The sequence below is a fragment of the Paracoccus shandongensis genome (assembly GCF_017315735.1).
GTDB classification, from domain to species: domain Bacteria; phylum Pseudomonadota; class Alphaproteobacteria; order Rhodobacterales; family Rhodobacteraceae; genus Paracoccus; species Paracoccus shandongensis.
Map to the genome: position 1 here is coordinate 16,156 of NZ_JAFLRK010000032.1, position 24,010 is coordinate 40,165.

Below are 24,010 nucleotides of genomic sequence, written 5' to 3' on the forward strand. Positions count from 1 at the left end.
TCAGTTAGGGTTCCAACGTCGGGTTTTCAGCCACACGCGGGGAGGGGGTTGCTTACGCAGCCTCACGTTCCTCGAGGGTCGTGAGGATGCTCGCGATGTTCGAGGCAGGCGCGCCAATGGCACCGGCGATGCTGGAAGCAGGCGCACCGAGGCAGGACACGATCTGAGCGATCAGCTCTTCACGCGACGGCATCGAGGCGACGGCTTTCACACCGGCCGGATCCAGGGCCGAATCACCCATCGCACCGCCCAGGATCACGAAACGATCGTTGTCCTTGGCGTATTTGTCGGCGATCCGCGCGGCAGCGGTCGGATCTTCCGAATAGGTGATCACGGTCATGCCCGTCAGGTAGTTGGCGATGCTTGCGCAAGGCTTACCTTCCAGGGCGATCTTGGCGAGCTTGTTCTTGGCCACGCGAACCGAACCGCCGGCTTCGCGCATGCGCGAGCGGAGGTCCTGCATATGTGCAACCGTCATCCCCTCGTAGTGGGCAACCACCACGACGCCAGAGCTTTCAAAGATCTGGCCGAGTTCCTCGACCAGTTGTTCTTTCTGTGCTCTATCCACGGTTTCACTCCAAGTTGGGGGTTTCCCCCCGGCTCTCTTTGTCCCGGCCATGACTGACCGGGGCGAGTCCGCCAAGGGACAAGATCGCCCGAAGGTGTTCCCTCGGAAAAATGCTTGTTCCCATCTCAGGCAGGAAATTAAGCTGAACGGGTCAGCACCCACCGTCTCGGACGAATCGATACGCAGGCAGATGGACACCTGCACGCGGATCAGGACGCTTCCATAGGCAAATTCGCGCGCAATGTGAAGTCCCAATTCCGTGATCCGCGGCCATGCGCCTGCCGGGCCGGGCCGACCAGCAGCGGCGGCACATCCGGCGCCTCGCGGCAGGTCGCCAGATACCTGCCCAGAAAAGAATGGCGCAGCAGCGGCACAAGGTCATCCACCCCGATCACGTCCAGCGGATCAAGATAGATGATCCGGTCAAGATGCTGGGGCAGATGCCGGTGCGCGACGAACCAAAGGAACCCGGCGCTGTCCGGCTTGCCGCCCAGAACCTTCAGCCGCTCGAAATCGGCATCCGGAGGGAGGTTGATCGGGCAGGGTCATGTTGCCCGGCATGGCGCAGAAACCGGCAAGATCCGCGATCAGGTCATGCGGCGCCGACTGGTCGAACAGCCAGAAGTGTGGCAGGAACGGCGGCTTGTGCCTGCCCAATGATACGAAAAAGGCGGACCTGCCCGGCCCGCCTTCTATCTTGCGATCAGGTCTGGATCAGCCCTGCGTCGCCGACACCACGTCCACCGACACGCCCGGCCCCATGGTCGAGCTGATCGAGACCTTCTTCATGTAGGTCCCTTTCGCGCCCGAGGGCTTGGCCCGGCTGACCGCGTCCACGAAGGCGCGCAGGTTCTGGGCCAGCTTGTCATTGTCGAAGGACACCTTGCCGATCCCGGCATGGACCACGCCCGCCTTTTCGGCCTTGAACTGAACCTCGCCGCCCTTGGCGGCTTCCACGGCGGCCTTCACGTCAACCGTCACGGTGCCGACCTTGGGGTTCGGCATCAGGTTGCGCGGGCCCAGGATCTTGCCCAGGCGGCCGACCAGCGGCATCATGTCCGGCGTCGCGATGCAACGGTCGAACTCGATCTTGCCGGACTGGATCGTTTCCATCAGGTCCTCGGCGCCGACGATGTCCGCACCGGCAGCCTTGGCCTCGTCAGCCTTGGGGCCGCGGGCGAAAACGGCGACGCGCACGTCCTTGCCGGTGCCCGCGGGCAGCGTGACCACACCGCGGACCATCTGGTCGGCGTGGCGCGGATCGACGCCCAGGTTCAGCGCGATCTCGACCGTTTCGTCGAACTTGGCGGAAGCGGCGCCCTTGACCAGGGTGATCGCGTCCTCGACGGTCAGGTTGACCTTGCCTTCAAAGGCAGCGCGCGCGGCGGCTTTTTTCTTGGAAATCTTCGCCATGGCTTAGCCTTTCACCTCGATACCGATCGACCGGGCGGAACCCAGGATGATCTTCATCGCCTGTTCGACATCATTGGCCGACAGGTCCTTCATCTTGGCTTCGGCGATCTCGCGCACCTGCTTGACGGTGACGGTGCCGGCGACCGTGCGGCCCGGCTTGTCCGAACCCTTGGCGCGGTTGCGCTTGCCCACGGGCTTCAGGCCGGCGGCCTTTTTCAGCAGGAAGGACGCGGGCGGGGTCTTCGTCTCGAAGCTGAACGACTTGTCCGCGTAATAGGTGATCATGACCGGAACGGGCGAACCCTGCTCCATTTCCTGCGTGCGAGCGTTGAACTCCTTGCAGAAGGCCATGATGTTGATGCCGCGCTGGCCCAGGGCGGGACCGACGGGGGGCGACGGGTTGGCTTGTCCCGCCTTGATTTGCAGCTTGAGGCTGCCGACGACTTTCTTGGCCATGGGGCCTTCTCCTTATCATCACGCCTGCGGTGCAGGCCGACTTAGCGGTGCGGCTTGCGCCTCCCGCGCACGATCACGAGGCTTTCGACACCTGCGTGAATTCCAGTTCCACCGGCGTGGGCCGGCCGAAGATCGACACCGTGACCTTGAGGCGCGACGACACCTCGTCCACCTCCTCGACCATGCCCGAGAAGCCGTCGAAGGGCCCGTCGGTCACGTTGACCTTTTCGCCGATCTCGAAGCGGATCAGGTTGCGGGGCGCCACGGCCTCGCCCGTTCCGCTGCGGTTCAGCATCCCGTTGACCTCGTCGTCGCGCATCGGCTGGGGCTTGCCCTGCGCGCCAAGAAAGCCCGTGACCCGGTTGATCGAGTTCACCAGGTGATAGGTCCGGTCCGACATGTCCATGTGGACCAGCACATAGCCCGGCATGAAGCGGCGTTCCGAGGTCACCTTCTTGCCGCGCCGGATCTCGATCACTTCCTCGGTGGGGACCAGCACCTCGTCGATCTGGTCTTCCAGACCCTTCTCGGCGACGGCCTGCCGGATCGCCTCGGCGACCTTCTTTTCAAAGTTCGACAGGACGCTGACCGAATACCAACGCTTTGCCATGTTCGACCCAACCCCTGTTCCGTCGCAGGGAATCACCCGGCCTGGCCCGGCAACCCCTTGAATTCCCATGCGTCCGTCAAAATCGAAATCGGCGCGCACGCGGATTCGATGCACGCCGTCTGCCGGACAGTCGGGGGCAGATACCCCCATGCGCCCGCAAATGCAAGCCCGATCAGTTGGCGATCAGCCGCAGCCCTTCGGTGATCCCGAAGCGGATCGTCAGGTCCACCAGCGAAAAGAACACGCTGAACAGCGCGGCCAGGATCAGCACCATGATGGTCGTGGTGATGACCTCGCGGCGCGTGGGCCAGGCGATCTTGGCAGCCTCGGCGCGGACCTGGTTGATGAACTGGACAGGATTGGTGGCCACGGGCAGGCTCCTTGACAAGACGAGGGCCCATGTAACGGCCCCGCCCCCGCCTTTCAAGCCTGCCGTTACAGGTCCAGGGCCTGCTGGCGGGTGGTGTCCTCCTCTCGGGCGGGCTTGCGGAAGACATCCGTGCGGGCCAGCGGGATCCTGACCGCGCGTTCGCGCAGGCGCATGGCCTCCTCGATGGTGACGATCTGGATGCGGGGAACGGCGTCAAAGCCGTCGATGGCGAACTGGCCCGCGCCCGCCGCCTCGGCCTTCATGGGGGCCGTAGGTTCGTGCAGCGTCAGGAAGACGCCGATATCGGCCTTTTCCCGGTCGATCACGGCGCGCAACTGGTCGATGTGGTTGCGCTGGCGGTCCTTGCCGCCCTTGACCGAGACAAGCGCCACGTTCGTCTTGCCAAAGGGCAAGCGTCCGTCGATGCCGCCGTCCGCGCCCTTTTTCCCCGCCCGCCAGGGCTGCGCGCCGATCAGGCTGACGGCCCATTTCTCGAATTCCTTCTTGGTGGTGTCGTCGCGGGCGAACAGGTCATGGGCCGCGGCCAGATCCTGCGGCGTGCCGTGGACCTTGTAGGCGACGCCGGGGAAAGCCTCGTTCAACCGGCGTTCGATCAGGCCGATGGCCAGATGGGTGATGTCGATGCCGATCCATTGCCGCCCCAGCTTCTGCGCGGCGTGGACGGTGGTGCCGCAGCCGCAGAAGGGATCCAGCACCACGTCGCCGGGATTGGACGAGGCGGCGAGGATGCGTTCCAGCAGGGCCACGGGTTTTTGCGTAGGGTAGCCGAGGCGTTCTTGCGCTTGGGCGCCTATAGGTGGAATATCCTCCCAAAGATTTTGGACTCTGTGCCCGCTGCTTTCATCCGCATACATTTTTAGTCTCAAGGCGCCTTCTGCAACTCTCGGGAAGTGCAGGCGACCTTCTCGATCATATTGCTGCATCCGTTCGAAATTGCAGGACCAACCGTTCGGGTGAGGATTATAAGTGACCCCATTTGACGCTAGGGCACCTCGAAAAATTGCGCTAACCGGGCCGCCGGGGTAGGACGCACGGGGCATTCGGCTGCTGGAGCGTGACGATGGCGCAGATGGGTTTCTTTGATCTTTCGGACCGCTACGTGAGCCTAGACGCCAAGAAGGACCCGCTGGTCGAGATCGACGCCATTGTGCCCTGGGAGGAGTTCCGACCGACGCTGGAGCGGGTTTGGCGCAAGCCGGAGGCGGAGCGCAAATCGCGGGCGGGGCGCAAGCCAATGGACGCGGTGGTGATGTTCAAGACGCTGGTGTTGGGTGCCCTCTACAACCTGTCCGACGACCAGATCGAGTATCAGGTCCGCGACCGGCTGTCCTTCATGCGGTTCCTTGGTCTGGGGCTGGAGGACCGCGTGCCCGATGCAAAGACTGTCTGGCTTTATCGCGAGGGGCTGGCACAGGCGGGCATGGTCGAGGCGCTGTTTCAGCAGTTCGACGGCTATCTGGCGCGGCAAGGCTACATCGCGCGGGGCGGCCAGATCTTGGATGCCTCCATCGTGCCGGTGCCGAAGAACCACAACACGCGAGATGAAAACCGGGCGATCAAGGCCGGCGAGGAGCCCGTGGGCTGGGCCGAAAAGCCCGCCAAGCGATCGCAGAAGGACGTGGATGCCCGCTGGACCAAGAAGCACGGGAAATCCCACTACGGCTACAAAAACCACGTCAACGTGGACCGCCAGCACAAGCTGGTGCGCCGTTACCACGTCAGCGATGCGGCCCTGCATGACAGCCAGGCAGTGGATCATCTGCTGATGCGGGGCAACACTGGCGCAGGGGTCTGGGCTGATCCGGCGTATCGGTCCGTAGAGATGGAAGCCAGGCTGCGCGCGTGCAAGCTGAAGAGCCACATCCACCGCAAGGGCAAGCGAGGCAAGCCACTGACTGAACAAGGCAAGGGCAGCAATCGCACGAAATCCTCGGTGCGCGCACGGGTCGAGCATGTCTTCGGCGCGCAGACCAACGACATGGGCGGCACGCTGTTGCGCACCATCGGCCTGGTGCGGGCGAAGGCCAAGATTGGGATGAAGAACCTCGCCTACAACATGCGTCGCCTCGTCCAGCTGCGCCGCCTGAACCCCTGCCCAGCGTGATCCGGGGCGCCGAAGTCAGCCCGTAAGGGCCGAAAGGCGGCGCTGTCCTCCGCCCGTAAAGCCCGCGAAGCCAACACGCCACACCCTGCCCAGACACGTCATGTGTTCCTCAAGCCGTCGAACCGGCCAAAGAACAGCGCAAGCGGTCAAAAATCGAGGTGCCCGCTAGATACGAGTAATGAAGATTTGGCCTAGGACTTGGGCTTCTAAGCGTTACTGACTGCCAGCGCCGCCCATCCGGGTCAGCACTCTTGTAAATTTCGTTAATCCTTTCTGCTGGAATCGCTTTAAATTGCGGGGAGAAAATTGCCTTATCTGACTTTACATAGAAAAATATTTTGTCTGTCACGTCTCCGAACTTATTTTTCGGATCTCCGTGCGCAAACGTGCGCTTCCAAACTATTTCGTTCCTGAAATTGCGTGGATCAAACACCGCATCCAGCAATATCTTCAGATAATGGCTCGCCGTCGGATCGCAGTGCAGATAGAGGCTCCCCGTGGGCTTCAGCACCCGGTGCAATTCGATCAGGCGCACCGCCATCATCGCCAGATAGGCCATCATGTCGTTGGTGCCCAGGAAGGACCGCATCGCCTCCAGCATGGTGGCCGCGTCCGTGTGCCCCGACCGGCGCACGTCCTGAAAGGCCGTCTCGGCCTCGTCCCCCCAATGCCAGGTGTCGTCGAAAGCCTCGATCTGCGCGGCGGACTGGTCGCCCGTGGGGCTGCGGAACAGCACGTTGTAGCTGGCGTTGGAATTGAAGGGCGGGTCCAGATAGATCAGGTCCACGGACGCATCCGCGATGCTGTCGCGCAGGACCGCCAGGTTGTCGCCATAATAAAGGTGGTTGGTCATCGCCGTCCCGCTGCCGCCAGGCTTTCCGCCCGATCCCTGTATCACGGGCAGGTTAACGGATTGCCCATCGTCCGCAAGGCAGCGGGACTGCCCTCAAGGGCCGGATCCCGCGTCCTGACGGCTTGCGGCAGGCGCGGCTTGTTTCTAGGGATCGTCGCGCAACCACGAAGGGACCAGATGTGCGGATCCTGATCGACTCGCTAGGCCATTCCCGCCTTCGGTCCCTGGGACCGTCCTCTGCCGCCATCCCCGCGTCCGAGGCGCTGCGCGCGGGCCTCGGCGCGGTCATCGGGCTGGCGGCGGCGGCGGGGCTGGCGCTGCTGGTGGCGCCCGGGCTGTGGCTGGGCATCTATCTGATCGCGCCCTTCGGGGCGACCTCGGTCCTGATCTTCGCCGCGCCGAACAGCCCCCTGGCGCAGCCCTGGCCCGCCATCGTCGGCAACACCGTGTCGGCGCTGGCGGCCCTGCTGGTCTGCCGCCTGGTGGCGAACCCGCTGATCGCGGTGCCCGCCGCCGTGGGCCTGGCCATCACGGCCATGGCGCTGTGCCGGGCGACGCATCCGCCGGGGGGCGCGGTGGCGATGACGGTGGCCATCGGCGCCGACACCATCGCGCCGCTGGGGCCGGGCTTCGCCTTCCTGCCGGTGGCTGCGGGAACCGCGCTGCTGGTGGGGATCGCCGTCCTTTATGCCCATGCCACGGGGCGGCGCTATCCCTTCCGCCAGTTCGGGGAACCCAACACCCATGGCACCGCCGACCCCGAGGCGCCCGAGCGGCTTGGCCTGACCGAGGAGGAACTGTCCGGCATCCTGGTCCGCTATAACCAGTCGCTGAACCTGGGGGTCGAGGATCTGGCCCGCCTGGTCGCCGCGGCCGAGATGCAGGCGGCCAGCCACCACACCCGGGCGCAGACCGCCGGGGACATCATGTCGCGCGACCTGGTGACGGTGGCGCCGGATGCGCCCCTGCACGACGTGGCGGGGCTGTTCGTGCGCCACGGCTTCACCTCTCTGCCCGTGGTGGACGGGGAGAACCGCTTCCTGGGCGTGATCTTCCAGCTTCACCTGATCGCCAGGGTCCATGCCGATGTCGGGCGCGACGGCAGGCTGTCGCGCGCAGGGCACGCCCTGCGGGCCGCCGACGTGATGCAAACCCGCCTGCCGGTCGCCACGCCCGATTCGCCCATCGCCGCCCTTTTGCCGCATCTGGCGGCCAGCGACACCGATGCCGTACCGGTGCTGGAAGACGGGCGCATCATTGGCATCGTCACGCGCACGGACCTGATCGCGGCGCTTGCGCGCGAAAGCCTGCGGCCTGACAATCACTGATGTCTGGAAGGACTGGCAGGGGTTGGGGGACTCGAACCCACGACCCTCGGTTTTGGAGACCGATGCTCTACCAACTGAGCTAAACCCCTGCGGTGAGCGTCTGATAGGATCTGCCGCCCCCGCCGTCAAGCGGGGAAACGCCCCTCAGAACCGCTAGGACGCCCGCAGGTGGGCCAGTTCCATGTCCAGGTCATAGCCCGCAACGCCGGTCTCGTCCGCCAGCACGTCGTCGAATTCCTGATAGGTGTATTCGATGCCGATGGTCAGCCGGTCCGTCACCTTCCAGTCGCCGCCCACGCCGAACAGGGGCGCGGCTTCCGTCAGCCCGTCGCCCGACAGGCGGGCCAGGCCCATCACCAGATAGGGCTGATAGCGCCCCAGATCGACGCCCGCCTTGCCCTTGAGGCGCAGAAGGTCGCCGTTGCCGCCCCGGAAGCGGTTGAAATCGGCCTCGGCCCCCAGGACATGCGGGCCGAAGTCATGGGCATAGCCCGCGTGCAGGCCCCAGCTGTCGGTGCCGCCGGACAGGAAGGTTCGGCCTTGATAGGCAAGGGCGTTGTCCATCCGGCCAATCTGGATCCCGGCGTGAAAGCCGGTCCAGTGGGACCCTGGCGAAAGGGGCGCCACCGCATCGGCGGCAAGAACCGGCTGCGCCACAAGGGCGCCAAGAACAAGAAACAGGATTTTCAAGGCATTCTCCCCAATCGCGAATGCCCTGCCCTTATCACAAGGCCGCCCGGATCCGCGCCGGGGCCGGACTAGGAATTGCGGCCCTGTGGCACGGGCACCACGGGGCCGGTCAGGCAGGCTCGTCCACCAGGAACCCGCCCGACTGCCGCGCCCAAAGCCGCGCGTAAAGCCCCCTCTGCGCCAGCAATTCGGCATGGCTGCCCTGTTCGATGATCCGGCCCGCGTCCATCACGATCAGCCGGTCCATGGCGGCGATGGTGGACAGGCGGTGGGCGATGGCGATCACGGTCTTGCCCGCCATCAGCGCGTCCAGGCGCGACTGGATCGCAGCCTCGGCCTCGCTGTCGAGCGCGCTTGTGGCCTCGTCCAGGATCAGGATGGGGGCGTCCTTCAACGCCACGCGGGCGATGGCGATGCGCTGGCGCTGGCCGCCCGACAGCTTGACCCCGCGTTCGCCGACATGGGCGTCCAGGCCCCGGCGGCCATGGCTGTCGGACAGAAGCGGCACGAAGTCCTGCGCCTCGGCCATGCGCAGGGCGGCGGCGATCTGGGCGTCCGTCGCGTCGGGGCGGCCATAGGCGATGTTGTCGCGCACCGAGCGGTGCAACAGCGAACTGTCCTGCGTCACCACGCCGATGGCCGCGCGCAGGCTGTCCTGCGTGACCATGGACACGTCCTGCCCGTCGATGGTGATGCGGCCCCCTTCGATGTCGTGGAAGCGCAAGAGCAGATTGATCAGCGTGGATTTCCCCGCCCCCGACCGGCCGACCAGGCCCACCCGTTCGCCCGGGGCGACATGCAGGGTCAGGTCGTCCAGCACCGCCATGGGCCGCGCGCCCTCCATCCCGCGATAGCGGAAGGTAACGTTGTCGAACCGCACCGCGCCCGGGCCCCGGACCAGGGGTTTCGCGCCGGGGGCGTCGCGGACCTCGCGCGGCAGGGCGAGGGATGCGATGCCGTCGCGGACGGTGCCGATGTTTTCAAACAGGGCGGCGAATTCCCACATGATCCAGTGGGCCATGTTGTTCAGCCGCATCGCCAGGGGGACCGCCACGGCCACCGCGCCGACCTCGATCAACCCGCCGGTCCACAGCCACAGCCCGACGCCCGCGACCGCCGCGACCAGCGCCACGTTCATCGTGTTCAACGCGATGTCCTGGATCGAGGACAGCCGCATCTGCCGGTAAACCGTCTGCAGGAAGGCGTCCATCCCTTCGCGCATCCAGCCCTCCTCGCGCGAGGAATGGGAAAACAGCTTGACCGTGGCGATGTTGGTATAGCTGTCCACCACGCGGCCCGTCATCTGCGCGCGCGCATCCGCCTGTTCCTCGGCCACGCGGCCAAGGCGCGGCACGATCTGCCACAGCATGATGCCGTAGGCCGCGGCCCAGGCCAGGAAGGGCAAGGCCAGCCGCCAGTCCTGGCTGGCCGCCAGGATCAGCGCGCCCAGGAAATAGATCACCACATAGCTGCCGACATCCATGGCCTTCATCGCGACCTCGCGCACGGCCAGCGCGGTCTGCATCAGCCGCTGGGCGATCCGGCCCGCGAACTCGTCCTGGAAGTATCCGACCGACTGGCGCAGCAGATAGCGGTGCGCCCGCCAGCGGATGCGCTGCGGGAAATTGCCCATCAATCCCTGATACAGCACCAGGGACGCCAGCAGGTGCAGCACGGGCAGCACCACCAGCAGCACCACCGCCATGAAGGCCAGCCGCCCGCCCTGGGCCGCCCAGAACCGGTCGCGCGGAACCTGCGACAACTGGTCGATCAGCTCGCCCAGCCAGCCGAACAGCGCGACCTCGACAATGGCGATCAGGGCCGAGCTGACGCCCACCAGCAGCAGCCAGGGGATCGCGCCCCGGCTGTAATACAGCACAAAGCGGACCAGCGACCGGGGCGGCATGTCCGGCGTCTCGGTCGGATAGGGGTCGATGCGTCGCTCGAACCACGAAAACATGGTGTCTCCGGATTGTCGTAGGGGCGGTCAAGGGCTGCGCTTGCTGGACCCAACGCCGTCCCCTGTCAAGCGGTGCCGCTGGAACGATGCGACAGCGTGCACGTTTCAGGACTGAATTCGGCCTGCCATCTGAGAGGACATCACCATGGCGATCAAGACCCTGAACGACCTTTACCTGCACCAGCTGAAAGACCTGTATTCGGCCTGCAAGCAATCCATGGCCATCGTCACGGAAATGGGCCGCGTCGCCAAGTCCCGCGAACTGTCCGAGGCGCTGATCGCCGGCAACCAGGGCATCGCGCGCGGCATGGAGACGCTGGCCAGCATCTGCGACAAGCACGCCACCGATCCTACGGGCGAGCATTGCCGGGGAATGGAGGGGCTGGTGGCCGAGGCCCGCAAGCACGCGGTCGAGACCGATTTCGGCGACGAGGACACCCAGGACGCGGCGATCATCACCCAGTACCAGCGCCTGACGCATTACGCCATCGCGGGCTATGGCTGCGTGCGCACCTTCGCCAACCGGCTGGGCTATCACGACGACAGCGCGGCCTTGCAGGACTGCCTGGACAGCACGCGCGACGGCGACAAGCACATGACCCGCATCGCCGAGGGCGGGGTCAACCAGGCGGCGATGGACGGGCAGTAAGGCGGGTTGCAGGTCAACCGGGCGGGATCAGGAAACGCGACAAGCGTTTCCCCCGCCCTTTGCGTGATCTCGCCACCAAAGGCGGCGCAATCCCATGGCCACGAAAGGCAGCGCCCGTGGGGTTTCCGCCAGGGCATCCCACCCCCGCAGGATCCGCAGCCTCTCGGCATCGGGCAGGTGCATTTCCCAACAGCCCATCTTGCGGCAGAACCGGCAGTTGCAGCGCGTCGTGTCCTGGGCCAGATCGCCGTCCGCCTGAAAGGCCACGGCGCCGCAGACGCAGCTTCCGCGACAGGCCATCATGACCGGCGCCCGCTGACAATTCTTGTCAGCAGGCGTGGTTTTCGTCACACGTTCCCCGCCGCCATCTCCCTTGTGATGTGATCGGCCTGCCGGATCGCCAGCGCCACGATGGTCAGCGTCGGGTTTTCCGCCGCCCCCGTGGTAAACTGGCTGCCGTCCGAGACGAACAGGTTCGGGATGTCGTGGCTTTGCCCATGCTTGTTGACCACGCCGTCCTCGGGGCGTTCCGACATGCGGTTGGTGCCCAGGTTGTGCGTGGACGGATAGGGCGGCGTCGGCAGGGTGCGGGTCGCGCCCACCGCCTTGTAGATCGCCTGCCCCCGCGCATAGGCGTGGTTGCGCATGGCAATGTCGTTCGGGTGGTCGCTGAAGTTGACGTTGGCGACCTTCAGGCCAAAGGCATCCGTCGTATCCGACAGGGTGACGCGGTTGTCGGCCTGGGGCATGTCTTCGCCTACGATCCACATGCCCGCCATGTTCTCATAGCTGTCGAGCGCGGTGGTGAACTCGCGCCCCCAGGCACCGGGATCCAGGAAGGCGGCCATGAAGGGCAGGCCCAGGCTGAGCGTCTCAAGCTCATAGCCGCCGACGAAGCCGCGCGAGGGATCGTGCCGCGCCTCGTCCCGGATGATGCCCGCCATGGTGGTGCCGCGCCACATGCGCACGGGATGTTCAAAGGTCGCATAGACCGAGCCGGTGGTGTGGCGCATGTAGTTGCGGCCCACCTGCCCGGATCGGTTCGCCAGCCCGTCAGGGAACATCGTGGAATGCGAGTTCAGCAGCAGGCGCGGCGATTCAAAGCTGTTGCCCGCCACCGCGACGATCCGGGCCTTCTGCATCTGAAGGTTGCCGTCCTTGTCGAAATACTCGACCCCCGTGACGCGGCCCTTGTCGTCATGCAGGATCCGCGCGACATGGGCATGATCTCGGACCTCCAGGTTGCCGGTCGCCTCGCCACGCGGGATGTCGGTATAGGCGCTTGACCATTTCGCGCCCCATTTGCAGCCCTGGAAGCAGAAGCCCGTCTGCTGGCAGGCCATGCGGTCGTCGTAATCGGCGCTGTTGATCGCCATGTTGCCGGTATGGACCTCCTTGTAGCCCACCGCCAAAGCGCCCTTTTCAAAGACCTTGTAGTTGTTGTTGCCCGGCAGGCGCGCGCGGCCGCCGACGCCGGTGACGCCCAGCTTGGCCTCGGCCTTGTCATACCAGGAGGCCATCTCGGCGCTGTCCAGCGGCCAGTCCAGCAGGTTCGCGCCCTCGACCGGGCCGTAATTCGTCAGCGCCTTCCATTCGTGATCCTGGAACCGCAGCGACGCGCCCGCCCAGTGGATGCTGGTGCCACCCACGGCCTTGACGATCCAGGCGGGCAGGCCGGAAAAGTCCTTGGCCACCCGCCAGTCGCCGCTGGTCGTGCGCGGATCGGTCCAGGCCAATTGCCCGAAGCTTTCCCATTCGTCGTTGATGTAATCCTCGGGCAGATAACGCCCGCCGGCTTCCAGGGCCACGACCTTGACGCCCTTCTGCGCCAGCTCGTTCGCCAGCACCCCACCGCCTGCGCCGGTGCCCACGATGACGACAACGCTGTCGTCGGTCAGGTCGAATTTGGCTGCCTTTGCCATGATGGATGCCCTCCCCTACAGCCAGTCTATGTCGTCGAAGCCGCGGTTGATGTAACCGCCCTGCGAGAAGGACTCGCCCTCGTAGCCGAAGATCGGCCAGATTCCCTTCTGGTTATAAAGGCCGGTCACCAGCCCGCCCCGCACCGTCTGGAAGAAGGGCGTGTCCTCGATAGACCGCAGGATGGCGACGCGCTCATCCTCCCACCCGGCGGCCAGGTAATTGTCGAAGCCCGCCTGTTTCGCGGCGGCGTCCAGGGCGACGATGCCCTCGGCCACCATCTGCTTCTGGTCGGTCACGTCATAGGATTTGACCGCCACCGCATAGTATCGGTCGCCCAGCCGGTCGTGCGGATAGATGTCGCGCGCCATCTGCAACAGCGTCGCCATCTGATGCTCGCTGATCGCCGTAACCTCGACCGCCCAGGCGGCGTCGGGGGCCGCGATGAAGCCCGGCCCGGCGACCGCCAGCGCGCCCGTCGCCACCGCGCGCGACAGCAGCGCGCGCCGGGTCAGCCCCTGCTTGCGTAGTTGGGACATTCTCTCCTCCCCTGTTGTCGTTGCCGCGCGGGGCCCTCCAACCCCGGCGCGGCACCGTTACCTGTAGCGGCCGCCGCGCTGGATCACCTCGATCTGGTATCCGTCGGGATCGGCGACAAAGAAGAACCGCGCGATCACCTCGCCCCCCGGGGCGAAATCGACCAGCTTGCGCGGGGCATAGCCAAGATCGGCAAGGCGGGCGTGCTCAGTATCCACGTCATCCACCGTGAAGGCCACATGGCCGTAGCCGTCGCCCAGGGCATAGGGTTCGGTGCGGCCCTTGTTGACGGTCAGTTCCAGTTCTGTCTCGCTCTCGCCGTTCGCAAGGTAGATCAGCGTGAACTCCGGGAAATCCAGCCGCTCGGCGACCTTCAGCCCGAAGCAGCGGTCATAGAATTCAACCGAGCGCGCCTCGTCCAGAACGCGGATCATCGAGTGGACATATTTCGCCATGCCAAGCCCCTGTAGCCTTTCGTTCCTGTCAGGCTAGGGGTTCGGAAACGGCGGCGGGTAGTATCGGATTACTACAGGCGCGTTTTATTCCGCGGCGATGGCTTGGGGGATGTGCTGGTCCTCGCCCAGGTGGATCGTGCAGGCGCAGCGCAGCAGCGAGGTGAAATTGCGCGCCTCGCCATGCAGTTCCAGCACCTCGGCGTGCAGCTTGCTGATGAAGGCCGGGGTGGACACCCCCTCGCGCGCGGCGATGTCGTCCAGGATATGCCAGAAGGCCCGTTCCAGCCGGATCGAGGTCGATTGCCCGTTCAGCCGCAGCCTGCGGGTGACGGTTTCATAGCGTTCGGGGTGCTGCCCCGCGAAGATCTGGCACATGGGCTTGATCCGAAAGGTCCGACAGCGCGATCCTGCGCCAGGGTGGGCGATGGGTCAATGCAAGGTTTGGTCAGAGGGGGGACGCCATGGTAGCGCCAGCCCTTCCGTAGGGTGGGGTTTCACCCCACCATGGCGTGCCGGTGCATGCGCCATCCTGGTCCCACACAAAAAGGCCGCCCCCCTTTGCGGGAGCGGCCCCTTTGTGTTTGCGCCTTGGATGGTGCGTGCAAGCACGCACCCTCCAGGTCCGGCGTAGGGTGCGTGCTTGCACGCACCGCCACCCCTCATCCGATCACTTGATGATCTTGGACACCACGCCGGCGCCGACGGTGCGGCCGCCTTCGCGGATGGCGAAGCGCAGCTTTTCCTCCATCGCGATCGGCGCGATGAGTTCCACCTCGAACTTCAGGTTGTCGCCCGGCATCACCATCTCGGTGCCCTCGGGCAGCTTCACCGTGCCCGTCACGTCCGTGGTGCGGAAATAGAACTGCGGCCGGTAGTTGGCGAAGAACGGCGTGTGGCGGCCGCCTTCCTCCTTGGTCAGGATATAGGCCTCGGCCTCGAAGGTGGTGTGCGGGTTGACCGACTTCGGCTTGCACAGCACCTGGCCGCGCTCCACCCCGTCGCGGTCCACGCCGCGCAGCAGGACGCCCACGTTGTCGCCCGCTTCCCCGCGGTCCAGCAGCTTGCGGAACATCTCGACGCCCGTGCAGGTGGTCTTGCGGGTGTCGCGGATGCCCACGATCTCCAGCTCGTCGCCCACGTTGACCGCGCCGCGCTCGATCCGGCCCGTCACCACCGTGCCCCGGCCCGAGATCGAGAACACGTCCTCGATGGGCATCAGGAAGGGCTGGTCCACCGCGCGCTCGGGCGTGGGGATGTATTCGTCCACGGCCTTGATCAGGGCGCGGATCGAGTTCTCGCCGATCTCGGGATCGCGGCCTTCCAGCGCCGCCAGGGCCGAGCCCTTGATGATCGGAATGTCGTCGCCCGGATAGTCGTAGGAGGACAGAAGCTCGCGCACCTCCATCTCGACCAGTTCCAGCAGTTCCTCGTCATCGACCTGGTCGACCTTGTTCAGATAGACGACCATGTAGGGGATGCCCACCTGGCGGCCCAGCAGGATGTGCTCGCGCGTTTGCGGCATGGGGCCGTCGGCGGCGTTCACCACCAGGATGGCGCCGTCCATCTGCGCCGCGCCCGTGATCATGTTCTTCACGTAGTCGGCGTGGCCCGGGCAGTCCACATGCGCGTAGTGGCGGTTTTCCGATTCGTATTCCACATGCGCCGTCGAGATGGTGATCCCGCGCGCACGCTCCTCGGGGGCGCCGTCGATCTGGTCGTAAGCGCGGAATTCGCCGAAATACTTCGTGATCGCAGCCGTCAGCGTCGTCTTGCCGTGGTCAACGTGACCAATCGTGCCAATGTTGACGTGCGGTTTCGTCCGTTCAAACTTTGCCTTTGCCATCTACGGCCTCTCCTGATCGCGGGGCATGGCGAGACGGCCCCGAATTAAGCGTGCGCCGCGATTTATAAGCCGGCCCGGGAAAAATCAAGGGTGCCCGGGCGGCTTGTGGCATGGACAAGGCACGCGCCGATTGCCCGCCGGAACCATTCGCGGCACAGTTCTGTTCGTGGAACGCAGACCGAGGCGGCATCGCCGTCCACAGCACCGAGTATCGGAGGAGGTTTTTTCCATGAGCCTGATGAAAACCCTGGGCCGGGTCGCGGCCGGCGTCATTCTTGCCAAGGGCATCGGCGCCGCGATGCAGCAGCACCAGCAGCACCAGCAGGGCCAGCCGGGCCAGGTGACCCGGAACCGCAGCCAGGGCGGCCTGCTGGGCGAGCTGTTCGGCAACAACACCCGCCCCGGCGCGGGCGGCGGCCTGGGCGACATGCTGGGCCAGGTCCTGGGCGGCCGCAGCACGGGCCAGGGCACGCGCTATGGCGGGCCGCATTCGCAAGGCGCCTCGGGCGGGCTTGGCGGGCTTCTGGACGGGCTGACCAGCCGCGCCCGCACCGGCAGCAGCAGCGGCGGCGGCGGCCTGGGCGACCTGCTGGGCCAGCTGGGCGGCGGCACCAAGACCCGCAGCGCGGGCGCCGGTGGTGGCCTGGGCGATCTGCTGGGCGGCCTTCTGGGCGGCGCGGCGGCGGGCGGTCTGGCGGGCAGCCTTGCCAAGAAGGATTCGCAGCCCACCAACGACGCGAGCTTCGGCGAGTTGTTCAACGACGCCGTGGTCAAGCAGGACGAGCCCGAGATCGCCCCCACCCCGGAACAGAACGCCGTCGCGGGCCTGATGCTGCGCGCGATGATCCAGGCCGCCAAGTCCGACGGCACCGTGGACGAGGCCGAAAAGCAGCGCCTGCTGGGCAAGCTGGGCGACGACCTGGACGACGAGGAACGCCAGTTCATCCGCGCCCAGATGGCCGCCCCCGTCGACCCCGAGGCGCTGGCCCGCGATGTCCCGGCGGGGCTGGAATCGCAGGTCTATCTGATGTCGCTGCTGGCCATCGACCTGGATCACGACGACGAGGTCCGCTACCTGGGCCGCCTGGCGCAGGCGCTGAAGCTGGACCGCCCCGCCATCGACGAGATCCACAGCCAGGTCGGCGTGGCCAACCCCAACAGCTGACCGCCCAAGCGGCCCCTTCGGGGGCCGCTTTCGCAAATCCGTGATTGCCCTTCAGTCCGATTGATCCAGCGTTTTGACTCTGCCACTCTTTTCCACAGAGTTCAGTTCATCATCGCCAGTCCTTGTAAGGAGCCAGCCCATGATCCCCGTCAAAGCGATCACCCTTGCCGCCGTTCTTGCCCTTCCCGCGCTTGCCCTGGCCCAGGACGCCAAGGAGGCGGTCGAGGCGCGGCACGGCTTCATGACCATGCTGGGCATCAACATGGGCCAGCTTGCCGGCATGGCCAAGGGAGAGATCGCCTATGACGAGGCCGCCGCGACGCTCGCCGCCAGCAATATCGTCGCGCTGACGCAATACGACGCGCCCGCGCTGTTCGTCGAGGGCACCTCGTCCAAGGACATGCGCGATTCCGAGGCGCTGCCCGCGATCTGGGAAAACCCCGATGATTTCCGCGCCAAGTTCGTGGCCCTGCGCGAGGCCGCGGCAGGCAGCCCCGAGGCCGTCAAGGGTGGCCAGGGCAATGTCGGCCCGGTGCTGCAGAAACTGGGCGGGGCCTGCAAGAACTGCCACGACGACTATCGCAAGGAAGACTGATGGCGGGCGGCCCTGCCCGCGAACGGATCTGGGATCCGGCGCTGCGGGTCTTTCACTGGTCCTTGGCGACCCTGGTGATCGCCAACTGGCTGCTGGGCAAGATCGGCCCGTCCGACATGACGCTGCATTTCTGGCTGGGCTATGGCGTGATCGCCCTTCTGGTCTTCCGGCTGGTCTGGGGCTTTGTCGGCCCGGCCCCGGCCCGCTTCGCCCAGTTCCTGCGCGGCCCCCGCGCGGTGCTGGCCTATGCCCGGGAAATGGTCCGCCCCCATCCCACCCATTGGCCCGGCCACAGCCCGGTCGGCGGGCTGGCGGTGGTGGCGATGCTGGCGGTGCTGGCCCTGCAGGTGACGACCGGGCTGTTCGCCGATCCCGACGATTACATCAATGTCGGGCCCTTGGCCTCGCAGGTCAGTTCGGCCACCGCGCGCGCCGCGCTGCGCTGGCACCATCGCGGGGCGGACCTGATCCTGATCCTGGTCCTGCTGCATTGGGCGGTGATCCTGTTCTATCGCCTGTGGAAGCGCGAGGATCTGGTGCGGCCGATGGTCCACGGCTGGAAATGGGTGCGGCGACGGTAAGGGGAACCCCTGCGGCCCCGCCATGTTGGGCAGGGCAACCGAAAAGGAAAGCCCCATGCCCGCCGACACCACCGACCAGCCCTTCCGCAGCGGCGCCATCGAAGACCCGCGCCTGCCCCGGCCCGACTTCCCCGCGCAGGAACAGCCCGCCCCCGGCCTCGCCTGCCGCATGGACCCCCTGCCCGACCATGGCGAGACCAGCTATCGCGGCACGGGCCGCCTGGCGGGCAAGCGCGCCCTGATCACCGGCGGCGACAGCGGCATCGGCGCCGCCGCCGCCATCGCCTATGCCCGCGAAGGGGCCGATGTCGCGATCTGCTACCTGCCCGCCGAACAGGAGGATGCCGACAACGTCATCGCCCTGATCAAGGCCGAGGGCCGCCGCGCCATCGCCATCCCCGGCGACCTGCGGGACGAGGATTTCTGCACGTCGCTGATCGCCCAGGCGGTCGAGGCCCTGGGCGGGCTGGACATCCTGGTCAACAACGCCGGACACCAGCAGTTCTGCGAAAGCCTGGAGGATCTGACGACCGAGGCCTTCGACGCCACGATGAAGACCAATGTCTATGCGCCCTTCTGGGTCACGCGGGCCGCGCTGCCGCATCTGCAACCGGGCGCGTCGATCATCATCACCTCGTCGGTGCAGGCCTTCTCGCCCTCGGACATCCTGTTCGACTATGCGCAAAGCAAGGCCGCGAACGTCGCCTTCGCGCAGTCGCTGGCCAAGCAGCTTGCCCCGCGCGGCATCCGGGTGAACGCCGTCTGCCCCGGCCCCTACTGGACCGCGCTGCAGGTGTCGGGCGGGCAGCCGACCCGAAAGGCGGCGGAGCATGGCAGGAACCAGCCCCTGGGCCGCCCCGGCCAGCCGGTCGAGATCGCACCGATCTATGTGCTGCTGGCCTCGGACGAGGCGAGCTATATCACCGGGGAATATTTCGGATCGGTCGGCGGCAGCGGCTTGTGAGGCAAAAGAAAAGATTCTTGCCTCCGGCGGGGATATTTTAACCAAGCTGAAAGAGTTTCGATTCCATCTTCACAACACGGTACAGGCGGGGACGCCGATGACCGTCCAAGGTGAAAGCCCCCTGCCCCGCCGCATCATGCCGGTCAGGCAGGGGGCCGCCCTTTCATCTTGGTTCCAAATATCCTGGGGAACCCGACGCGCAGCGGCGGGTGGGGCGAAGCCCCCAAGATAGATGTCACCGAAGGGCGCCAGCCCTTCGTCAGTTGAACCTGTTGTCGCGCGGGAAGCCGCGCGGGGCCATGCGCCCGGCGCTGGACCGCTTGCCCAGCCATTCGGTCAGGTCGGGCTCGGTCCGGGTGCGGCCGCCGCTTTCCTGCCAGCGCAACCCCTCGGCCAGGGTGATGAAGGCCGCGTCGGACAGCGAATCCCCCGCCACCAAGCCGCCGCCGCTGCCGTATTTCTGCAGCTTGACGCCCTTGCCGCGCGCCATCTCGGGCAGTTCGGCCAAAGGGAAGACCAGCATCTTGCGGTTCGTGCCGACCACCGCGACATGATCGCCGCTGACCGGGCGGCACAGCAGCGCCTCGCCGTTCAGCACCTGCTTGCCCGTCTTGGTCTGCGCCAGGATGTCGCCCGCCCCCACGATGAAGCCGTCCCCCGCCTTCGAGGCGACCAAGTATTTCTGGTCCGCCCGCCAGGGGAACATGGCGATCACCTCGGCCTCGTTCGGCAGGTCGATCATCAGGCGCAAGGGCTCGCCCATGCCACGCCCGCCGGGCAGGTTGTTGGCGGGCAGGGTATAGAAGCGGCCGTTGCTGGCAAAGATGATCAGCTTGTCGGTGGTTTCCGCATGGACCGCCAGGCCGGGACCGTCGCCGTCCTTGAACTTTACCTCGGCATCCAGCGGCTGGTGGCCCTTCATGCTGCGGATCCAGCCCATCTTCGACAGGATCACCGTCAAGGGCTCGCGCTCGATCATCGACTCCAGGTCGATGGGCGCGATCTCCTGCGCCTCGGCGATCTGGGTGCGGCGCTGGCCCTCGGGCTTGGACTTGCCGAACAGGTTGCGCACCTCCTTCAACTGGTCCGCGATGCGCGCCCATTGCACGCGCTCGTCGGCCAGCATCGCCTCTAAGCCCTGGCGTTCCTCCAGCAGGGCGTCGCGTTCGGCGCGCAGCTCTATCTCTTCCAGCTTGCGCAGGGCGCGCAAGCGCATGTTCAGGATCGCCTCGACCTGAACCTCGGTCAGGCCGAACTCGGCCATCATCACGGCCTTGGGCTCGTCCTCGTGGCGGATGATCTCGATCACGCGGTCGAGATTCAGATAGGCCACCAGATAGCCTTCCAGCACCTCCAGCCGAGCGGCGATCTTGTCCAGCCGGTGATTGGCGCGCCGCACCAGCACCTCGCGCCGGTGGTCCAGGAAGGCGCGCAGCACCTCCTTGAGCGAGCAGACCTTTGGCACGCGCCCGTCGATCAGCACGTTCATGTTCATGCTGAAGCGGATTTCCAGGTCGCTGACGCGGAACAGCGCGGCCATCAACTGCTCGGGATCGACCGTGCGGGCCTTGGGCTCCAGCACGATGCGGATGTCCTCGGCGGATTCGTCGCGGACATCGGCCAGGATCGGGACGCGCTTGGTCTGGATCAGTTCGGCCAGCCGTTCGATCAGCTTGGACTTCTGGACCTGGTAGGGGATCTCGGTCACGACGATCTGCCACAACCCCCGGCCCAGATCCTCCTGCATCCAGCGGGCGCGCACGCGGAAGGCGCCGCGTCCGGTGCGATAGGCCTCGGCGATGGTGTCGCCGTTTTCCACGATCACGCCGCCGGTCGGAAAGTCCGGCCCCTTGACCAGCGCGGCCAGCGTGTCGTCGCGCGCGTCGGGCGTCTTGATCAGGTGCAGGCAGGCGTCGATCACCTCGTGCAGGTTGTGGGGCGGGATGTTCGTGGCCATCCCCACAGCGATCCCGGAGGTGCCGTTCGCCAACAGGTTCGGGAAGGCCGAGGGCAGGACCACGGGTTCCTGCAAGGTGCCGTCATAGTTCGGGCGGAAATCCACCGCATCCTCGGACAGCCCGTCCATCAGGCTTTCCGAGGCCTGCGCCAGCCGCGCCTCGGTGTATCGGGCGGCGGCGGGGTTGTCGCCGTCGATGTTGCCGAAGTTCCCCTGCCCGTCCACCAGCGGATAGCGCATGGCGAAATCCTGGGCCAGGCGCGCCATCGCGTCATAGATCGCGGCGTCCCCGTGCGGGTGATAGTTGCCCATCACGTCGCCGGTGATCTTGGCCGACTTGCGGAAGGCCCCGTTGGGCGCCAGCCTAAGTTCGCGCATGGCATACAGGATGCGGCGATGGACCGGCTTCAGCCCGTCCCGCGCATCGGGCAGCGCCCGGTGCATGATCGTGGACAGGGCATAGGTCAGATACCGCTCGCCGATCGCGCGGCTGAGAGGTTCGGTCTGGGTGTTGTCGGCGGGGTCAATGGGCAGGCTGGACATGGCCCACCAGATAGGGCGCGGGGCGCGCGCGGTCCAGCGTGAATCGTGGAACGGCCGTCCGGGGATTGGCGTTGCAGTGCGTCATGGGTTAACAAGATCCCGAAGGGTCGGCAGGGGGCGGTGATGATCAGACTGGGCGCGCTGATGCTGGCCACCCTGGCCGGGCTGTTCCTGGTCCTGTCGGTCTGGGGCGAGGGCAACCTGCGCGCCGAACGCCGCCCCGTTCCCCCGCCGCAACCCGCCGCGCAGGACGAAGGCGCCGCGCCGTCCCCCGTGCCGCCGCCCGTCACCCCCGCCGTGGTCCAGGCCGCGACGCAGACGCCCCCGCAGGTGCAGCGGTTTCCCGGCCCGGCGCTGCGCCCCTCGCCCGAACACGCGGGCGAGGCCCCCGCCGCGCCCCTTCCCGAAGGCCCGGTGCTGTATGTCACGGGCGAGCGGGTGAACATGCGGGCCGGGCCCTCGACTGGGGACCGGGTCGTCACCTCGCTGGGGCGCGGGGCGGCGGTCCAGCCGCTGGGGCCGACCGATGCCGAATGGGTGAACATCCGCGACGCCGCTGGCCGCACGGGCTATGTCGCGAACCGCTTCCTGTCGGCGGACGCCCCGTGAGCAGGCGCGTCCTGATCACCGGCTGTTCGTCCGGCATCGGGCTGGATGCCGCACGCCGGATGCAGTCGCTGGGCTGGCAGGTCGTGGCCACCTGCCGCAAGGACGCCGATATCGCCGCCCGCCGGGCCGAGGGGATGGAGTGCCACCCCCTGGAACTGTCCGATCCCGACAGCGTGGCCCGGCTGGCCGACCGGGTGCTGGCGGACGGCCCGCTGGACGCCCTGGTCAACAACGCCGCCTTTGCCCTGCCTGGCGCGGTCGAGGACATGCCCCGCGGCGCGCTGCGGTCCATCTTCGAGGCCAACCTGTTCGGCACCCATGACCTGACCGTCCGCCTGATCCCGCATTTCCGCCAGCATGGGGGCCGGATCGTCAACATCAGTTCGGTCCTGGGGCTGATCGGCATCCGCTGGCGCGGCCCCTATGTCGCGACCAAGTTCGCGCTGGAAGGGCTGACCGACGTGCTGCGGCTGGAAATGGCGGGCACCCCCGTCAAGGTCATCCTGATCGAGCCCGGCCCCATCGCCAGCCGCATCCGCGCCAACGCCATCCCGCATTTCGAGCGATGGGTGAACTGGCAGAACAGCGCCCGGGCCGACGAATACCGGGCCGGCCTGCTGAAGCGGCTTTACGAACCATCCGGCAAGGACCGGTTCGAGCTGCCCCCTTCCGCCGTCAGCGACCGGATCGTCCACGCGCTGACGGCGGCGCGGCCCCGGCCCCGTTACTATGTCACCACGCCCACCTGGATGTCCGGCACCGCGCGCCGGCTTCTGCCCACGCGCGCACTGGACTGGTTCGCGCGCCACGGCTAGGGTTCCGGCCAACGAAAGGCAGCACGCATGACCGACAGTCCCCTGTTCTATGTGATCGCGCTGGTGATGCTGGCGGTGCTGGCAATCCTCGCCACCGGCATCGGCGGCTTCGCCAAGGGCGGCGAGTGGAACCGCAAGCACGGCAACCGGATGATGCGCTGGCGCCTGATCGCGCAGGCCGTGGCGGTGGCGCTGATCATGCTGTTCGTCTGGCTGGGGGGCCGCTGATGGTCGTCCTGAACCGCATCTATACCCGCACCGGCGACGGCGGCGACACCGCCCTGTCCGACGGCAGCCGCGTCGCCAAGCACGATCCGCGCGTCGAGGCCTATGGCACCGTGGACGAGCTGAACGCGACGCTGGGCCTCTGCCGGTTGCACGCGGCGGGCGACCTGGCCGACCGGATCGCGGTGATCCAGAACGACCTGTTCGACCTGGGCGCCGACCTGGCCCGTCCGAACATGGCCGCCGACAGCCAGGCGGGCTATCCCGTGCTGCGCATCATCGACGCCCAGGTCACGCGGCTGGAGACCGAGATCGACGCGATGAACGCCGCCCTGAACCCCTTGCGCAGCTTCATCCTGCCGGGCGGTTCCCCCTTGGCGGCCCATCTGCACCTGTCGCGCACCGTGGCACGCCGCGCCGAACGCCGGACGACGGATCTCGCGACCGGCGGCGACGTGAACGGGGCGGCGGTGCGGTATCTCAACCGCCTGTCGGACTGGCTGTTCGTGGCGGCGCGCATGGCCAACAACGGCGGGGCCGACGACATCCTGTGGGTTCCCGGGGCCAGCCGCTGAAGGCCGCCCCCCTTGCTGTCCGACGCAAACGCAGCGTCGAAAGGCGCTTTTGTCTTGTGTCGCGCGCCGATCCCTCGGTAACACTGCCCCCGACAACAGACACAGGGGAGCGCACTCCATGAAGATCCTCGTGCCCGTGAAGCGGGTGATTGACTACAACGTGAAGGCGCGGGTTCGCGCAGACGGGTCGGGGGTTGACCTGTC

Annotated in this window: 26 protein-coding genes, 1 tRNA gene and 1 pseudogene; 12 read left to right on the plus strand and 16 right to left on the minus strand. The window is 66.6% G+C overall.

Features of this window, described 5'->3' with window-relative positions:
* Positions 1–52: 52 nt before the first annotated feature.
* The 6 genes from rplJ to JX613_RS16020 all read right to left on the minus strand — a co-directional run bounded on the left by rplJ (position 53) and on the right by JX613_RS16020 (position 4,478).
* Entirely contained in the window at positions 53–568 is a 516-nt protein-coding gene (rplJ, locus tag JX613_RS15995; RefSeq protein ID WP_207102468.1) for a 50S ribosomal protein L10, read from the minus strand.
* A 714-nt stretch (positions 569–1,282) separates the two neighbouring features.
* A complete protein-coding gene (gene rplA, locus JX613_RS16000) occupies positions 1,283–1,981 on the minus strand; it encodes a 50S ribosomal protein L1 (RefSeq protein ID WP_207102469.1) in 699 nt (232 codons plus the stop codon).
* Positions 1,982–1,984: 3 nt separating this feature from the next.
* On the minus strand, positions 1,985–2,437 hold the full coding sequence (gene rplK / locus JX613_RS16005) for a 50S ribosomal protein L11 (protein ID WP_207102470.1): 453 nt from the start codon (positions 2,435–2,437) through the stop codon (positions 1,985–1,987).
* 73 nt (positions 2,438–2,510) lie between these two features.
* Entirely contained in the window at positions 2,511–3,047 is a 537-nt protein-coding gene (gene nusG / locus JX613_RS16010) for a transcription termination/antitermination protein NusG (RefSeq protein ID WP_207102471.1), read from the minus strand.
* Between the two features lie 172 nt (positions 3,048–3,219).
* Complete coding sequence (gene secE, locus JX613_RS16015; protein ID WP_207102472.1) at positions 3,220–3,417, minus strand: preprotein translocase subunit SecE; 198 nt, start codon at positions 3,415–3,417, stop codon at positions 3,220–3,222.
* A gap of 65 nt (positions 3,418–3,482) precedes the next feature.
* Positions 3,483–4,478, minus strand: coding sequence for a DNA methyltransferase (locus JX613_RS16020; protein ID WP_207102473.1), 996 nt, complete (start codon positions 4,476–4,478; stop codon positions 3,483–3,485).
* 20 nt (positions 4,479–4,498) lie between these two features.
* On the opposite strand from JX613_RS16020, the gene JX613_RS16025 reads away from it, so the two are divergent.
* Positions 4,499–5,542, plus strand: coding sequence for an IS5 family transposase (locus JX613_RS16025; RefSeq protein WP_207102474.1), 1,044 nt, complete (start codon positions 4,499–4,501; stop codon positions 5,540–5,542).
* Positions 5,543–5,651: 109 nt separating this feature from the next.
* Here the strand turns inward: JX613_RS16025 and JX613_RS16030 are convergent, their stop codons facing one another.
* A complete protein-coding gene (locus tag JX613_RS16030) occupies positions 5,652–6,395 on the minus strand; it encodes a DNA methyltransferase (protein WP_207102475.1) in 744 nt (247 codons plus the stop codon).
* A 179-nt stretch (positions 6,396–6,574) separates the two neighbouring features.
* Between JX613_RS16030 and JX613_RS16035 the strand changes: the two genes are divergently transcribed.
* Positions 6,575–7,723, plus strand: coding sequence for an HPP family protein (locus JX613_RS16035; protein ID WP_336512317.1), 1,149 nt, complete (start codon positions 6,575–6,577; stop codon positions 7,721–7,723).
* A 13-nt stretch (positions 7,724–7,736) separates the two neighbouring features.
* On the opposite strand, the gene JX613_RS16040 is transcribed toward JX613_RS16035, so the two are convergent.
* From JX613_RS16040 to JX613_RS16050, 3 genes are all read right to left on the minus strand, one after another.
* A tRNA-Trp gene (locus JX613_RS16040) sits at positions 7,737–7,812 on the minus strand.
* A gap of 64 nt (positions 7,813–7,876) precedes the next feature.
* Entirely contained in the window at positions 7,877–8,413 is a 537-nt protein-coding gene (locus tag JX613_RS16045; protein ID WP_207102476.1) for an outer membrane protein, read from the minus strand.
* Positions 8,414–8,522: 109 nt separating this feature from the next.
* The gene (locus JX613_RS16050; protein ID WP_207102477.1) at positions 8,523–10,373 is read right to left on the minus strand and encodes an ABC transporter ATP-binding protein; all 1,851 of its coding nucleotides are present in this window, start codon (positions 10,371–10,373) and stop codon (positions 8,523–8,525) included.
* Between the two features lie 145 nt (positions 10,374–10,518).
* Between JX613_RS16050 and JX613_RS16055 the strand changes: the two genes are divergently transcribed.
* Positions 10,519–11,022, plus strand: coding sequence for a DUF892 family protein (locus JX613_RS16055; protein WP_207102478.1), 504 nt, complete (start codon positions 10,519–10,521; stop codon positions 11,020–11,022).
* A 347-nt stretch (positions 11,023–11,369) separates the two neighbouring features.
* On the opposite strand, the gene JX613_RS16060 is transcribed toward JX613_RS16055, so the two are convergent.
* The 5 genes from JX613_RS16060 to tuf form a co-directional block, all read right to left on the minus strand.
* Positions 11,370–12,944, minus strand: coding sequence for a GMC family oxidoreductase (locus JX613_RS16060; RefSeq protein ID WP_207102479.1), 1,575 nt, complete (start codon positions 12,942–12,944; stop codon positions 11,370–11,372).
* Positions 12,945–12,959: 15 nt separating this feature from the next.
* Positions 12,960–13,481: a Twin-arginine translocation pathway signal gene (locus JX613_RS16065; RefSeq protein WP_207102480.1), complete on the minus strand. Its 522-nt coding sequence runs from the start codon at positions 13,479–13,481 to the stop codon at positions 12,960–12,962.
* 57 nt (positions 13,482–13,538) lie between these two features.
* Positions 13,539–13,934: a VOC family protein gene (locus JX613_RS16070; protein WP_207102481.1), complete on the minus strand. Its 396-nt coding sequence runs from the start codon at positions 13,932–13,934 to the stop codon at positions 13,539–13,541.
* 84 nt (positions 13,935–14,018) lie between these two features.
* Positions 14,019–14,309 (minus strand): ribbon-helix-helix domain-containing protein, encoded by a 291-nt coding sequence (locus tag JX613_RS16075; protein ID WP_207102482.1) that lies wholly within the window; start codon positions 14,307–14,309, stop codon positions 14,019–14,021.
* Positions 14,310–14,601: 292 nt separating this feature from the next.
* A complete protein-coding gene (gene tuf, locus JX613_RS16080) occupies positions 14,602–15,777 on the minus strand; it encodes an elongation factor Tu (RefSeq protein WP_207102483.1) in 1,176 nt (391 codons plus the stop codon).
* A 229-nt stretch (positions 15,778–16,006) separates the two neighbouring features.
* Here tuf and JX613_RS16085 point away from each other — a divergent pair, with 229 nt between their 5' ends.
* From JX613_RS16085 to JX613_RS16100, 4 genes are all read left to right on the plus strand, one after another.
* Entirely contained in the window at positions 16,007–16,942 is a 936-nt protein-coding gene (locus tag JX613_RS16085) for a tellurite resistance TerB family protein (RefSeq protein WP_207102484.1), read from the plus strand.
* A gap of 139 nt (positions 16,943–17,081) precedes the next feature.
* Positions 17,082–17,537, plus strand: coding sequence for a c-type cytochrome (locus JX613_RS16090; RefSeq protein WP_207102485.1), 456 nt, complete (start codon positions 17,082–17,084; stop codon positions 17,535–17,537).
* Complete coding sequence (locus JX613_RS16095) at positions 17,537–18,118, plus strand: cytochrome b/b6 domain-containing protein (protein ID WP_207102486.1); 582 nt, start codon at positions 17,537–17,539, stop codon at positions 18,116–18,118. The genes JX613_RS16090 and JX613_RS16095 overlap by 1 nt, the downstream gene beginning before the upstream one ends.
* A gap of 55 nt (positions 18,119–18,173) precedes the next feature.
* Entirely contained in the window at positions 18,174–19,082 is a 909-nt protein-coding gene (locus tag JX613_RS16100; RefSeq protein ID WP_207102487.1) for an SDR family oxidoreductase, read from the plus strand.
* A 259-nt stretch (positions 19,083–19,341) separates the two neighbouring features.
* On the opposite strand, the gene parC is transcribed toward JX613_RS16100, so the two are convergent.
* Positions 19,342–21,582, minus strand: a complete 2,241-nt coding sequence (parC, locus tag JX613_RS16105) for a DNA topoisomerase IV subunit A (RefSeq protein ID WP_207102488.1) — start codon at positions 21,580–21,582, stop codon at positions 19,342–19,344.
* 123 nt (positions 21,583–21,705) lie between these two features.
* Between parC and JX613_RS16110 the strand changes: the two genes are divergently transcribed.
* From JX613_RS16110 to JX613_RS16130, 5 genes and pseudogenes are all read left to right on the plus strand, one after another.
* On the plus strand, positions 21,706–22,191 hold the full coding sequence (locus JX613_RS16110) for an SH3 domain-containing protein (RefSeq protein ID WP_207102489.1): 486 nt from the start codon (positions 21,706–21,708) through the stop codon (positions 22,189–22,191).
* The gene (locus JX613_RS16115; protein ID WP_336512318.1) at positions 22,188–23,006 is read left to right on the plus strand and encodes an SDR family NAD(P)-dependent oxidoreductase; all 819 of its coding nucleotides are present in this window, start codon (positions 22,188–22,190) and stop codon (positions 23,004–23,006) included. Before JX613_RS16110 ends, JX613_RS16115 begins: the two co-directional genes overlap by 4 nt.
* A gap of 27 nt (positions 23,007–23,033) precedes the next feature.
* Positions 23,034–23,234 carry a twin transmembrane helix small protein gene (locus JX613_RS16120; RefSeq protein WP_207102491.1) on the plus strand — a complete coding sequence of 67 codons (201 nt, stop codon included), beginning with the start codon at positions 23,034–23,036 and terminating at the stop codon, positions 23,232–23,234.
* Entirely contained in the window at positions 23,234–23,806 is a 573-nt protein-coding gene (locus tag JX613_RS16125) for a cob(I)yrinic acid a,c-diamide adenosyltransferase (RefSeq protein WP_207102492.1), read from the plus strand. The genes JX613_RS16120 and JX613_RS16125 overlap by 1 nt, the downstream gene beginning before the upstream one ends.
* A 118-nt stretch (positions 23,807–23,924) precedes the next feature.
* Positions 23,925–24,010: pseudogene (locus JX613_RS16130) on the plus strand (electron transfer flavoprotein subunit beta/FixA family protein); the annotation flags it as partial.

Coding starts and splice junctions, on each gene's coding strand:
- rplA (WP_207102469.1), bottom strand. CDS start 1,981: ATGGCGAAGATTTCCAAGAAAAAAGCCGCCGCGCGCGCTGCCTTTGAA.
- rplK (WP_207102470.1), bottom strand. CDS start 2,437: ATGGCCAAGAAAGTCGTCGGCAGCCTCAAGCTGCAAATCAAGGCGGGA.
- nusG (WP_207102471.1), bottom strand. CDS start 3,047: ATGGCAAAGCGTTGGTATTCGGTCAGCGTCCTGTCGAACTTTGAAAAG.
- JX613_RS16020 (WP_207102473.1), bottom strand. CDS start 4,478: ATGCCCCGTGCGTCCTACCCCGGCGGCCCGGTTAGCGCAATTTTTCGA.
- JX613_RS16025 (WP_207102474.1), top strand. CDS start 4,499: ATGGCGCAGATGGGTTTCTTTGATCTTTCGGACCGCTACGTGAGCCTA.
- JX613_RS16030 (WP_207102475.1), bottom strand. CDS start 6,395: ATGACCAACCACCTTTATTATGGCGACAACCTGGCGGTCCTGCGCGAC.
- JX613_RS16050 (WP_207102477.1), bottom strand. CDS start 10,373: ATGTTTTCGTGGTTCGAGCGACGCATCGACCCCTATCCGACCGAGACG.
- JX613_RS16055 (WP_207102478.1), top strand. CDS start 10,519: ATGGCGATCAAGACCCTGAACGACCTTTACCTGCACCAGCTGAAAGAC.
- JX613_RS16060 (WP_207102479.1), bottom strand. CDS start 12,944: ATGGCAAAGGCAGCCAAATTCGACCTGACCGACGACAGCGTTGTCGTC.
- JX613_RS16065 (WP_207102480.1), bottom strand. CDS start 13,481: ATGTCCCAACTACGCAAGCAGGGGCTGACCCGGCGCGCGCTGCTGTCG.
- JX613_RS16070 (WP_207102481.1), bottom strand. CDS start 13,934: ATGGCGAAATATGTCCACTCGATGATCCGCGTTCTGGACGAGGCGCGC.
- JX613_RS16075 (WP_207102482.1), bottom strand. CDS start 14,309: ATGTGCCAGATCTTCGCGGGGCAGCACCCCGAACGCTATGAAACCGTC.
- tuf (WP_207102483.1), bottom strand. CDS start 15,777: ATGGCAAAGGCAAAGTTTGAACGGACGAAACCGCACGTCAACATTGGC.
- JX613_RS16085 (WP_207102484.1), top strand. CDS start 16,007: ATGAGCCTGATGAAAACCCTGGGCCGGGTCGCGGCCGGCGTCATTCTT.
- JX613_RS16090 (WP_207102485.1), top strand. CDS start 17,082: ATGATCCCCGTCAAAGCGATCACCCTTGCCGCCGTTCTTGCCCTTCCC.
- JX613_RS16095 (WP_207102486.1), top strand. CDS start 17,537: ATGGCGGGCGGCCCTGCCCGCGAACGGATCTGGGATCCGGCGCTGCGG.
- JX613_RS16100 (WP_207102487.1), top strand. CDS start 18,174: ATGCCCGCCGACACCACCGACCAGCCCTTCCGCAGCGGCGCCATCGAA.
- parC (WP_207102488.1), bottom strand. CDS start 21,582: ATGTCCAGCCTGCCCATTGACCCCGCCGACAACACCCAGACCGAACCT.
- JX613_RS16110 (WP_207102489.1), top strand. CDS start 21,706: ATGATCAGACTGGGCGCGCTGATGCTGGCCACCCTGGCCGGGCTGTTC.
- JX613_RS16120 (WP_207102491.1), top strand. CDS start 23,034: ATGACCGACAGTCCCCTGTTCTATGTGATCGCGCTGGTGATGCTGGCG.
- JX613_RS16125 (WP_207102492.1), top strand. CDS start 23,234: ATGGTCGTCCTGAACCGCATCTATACCCGCACCGGCGACGGCGGCGAC.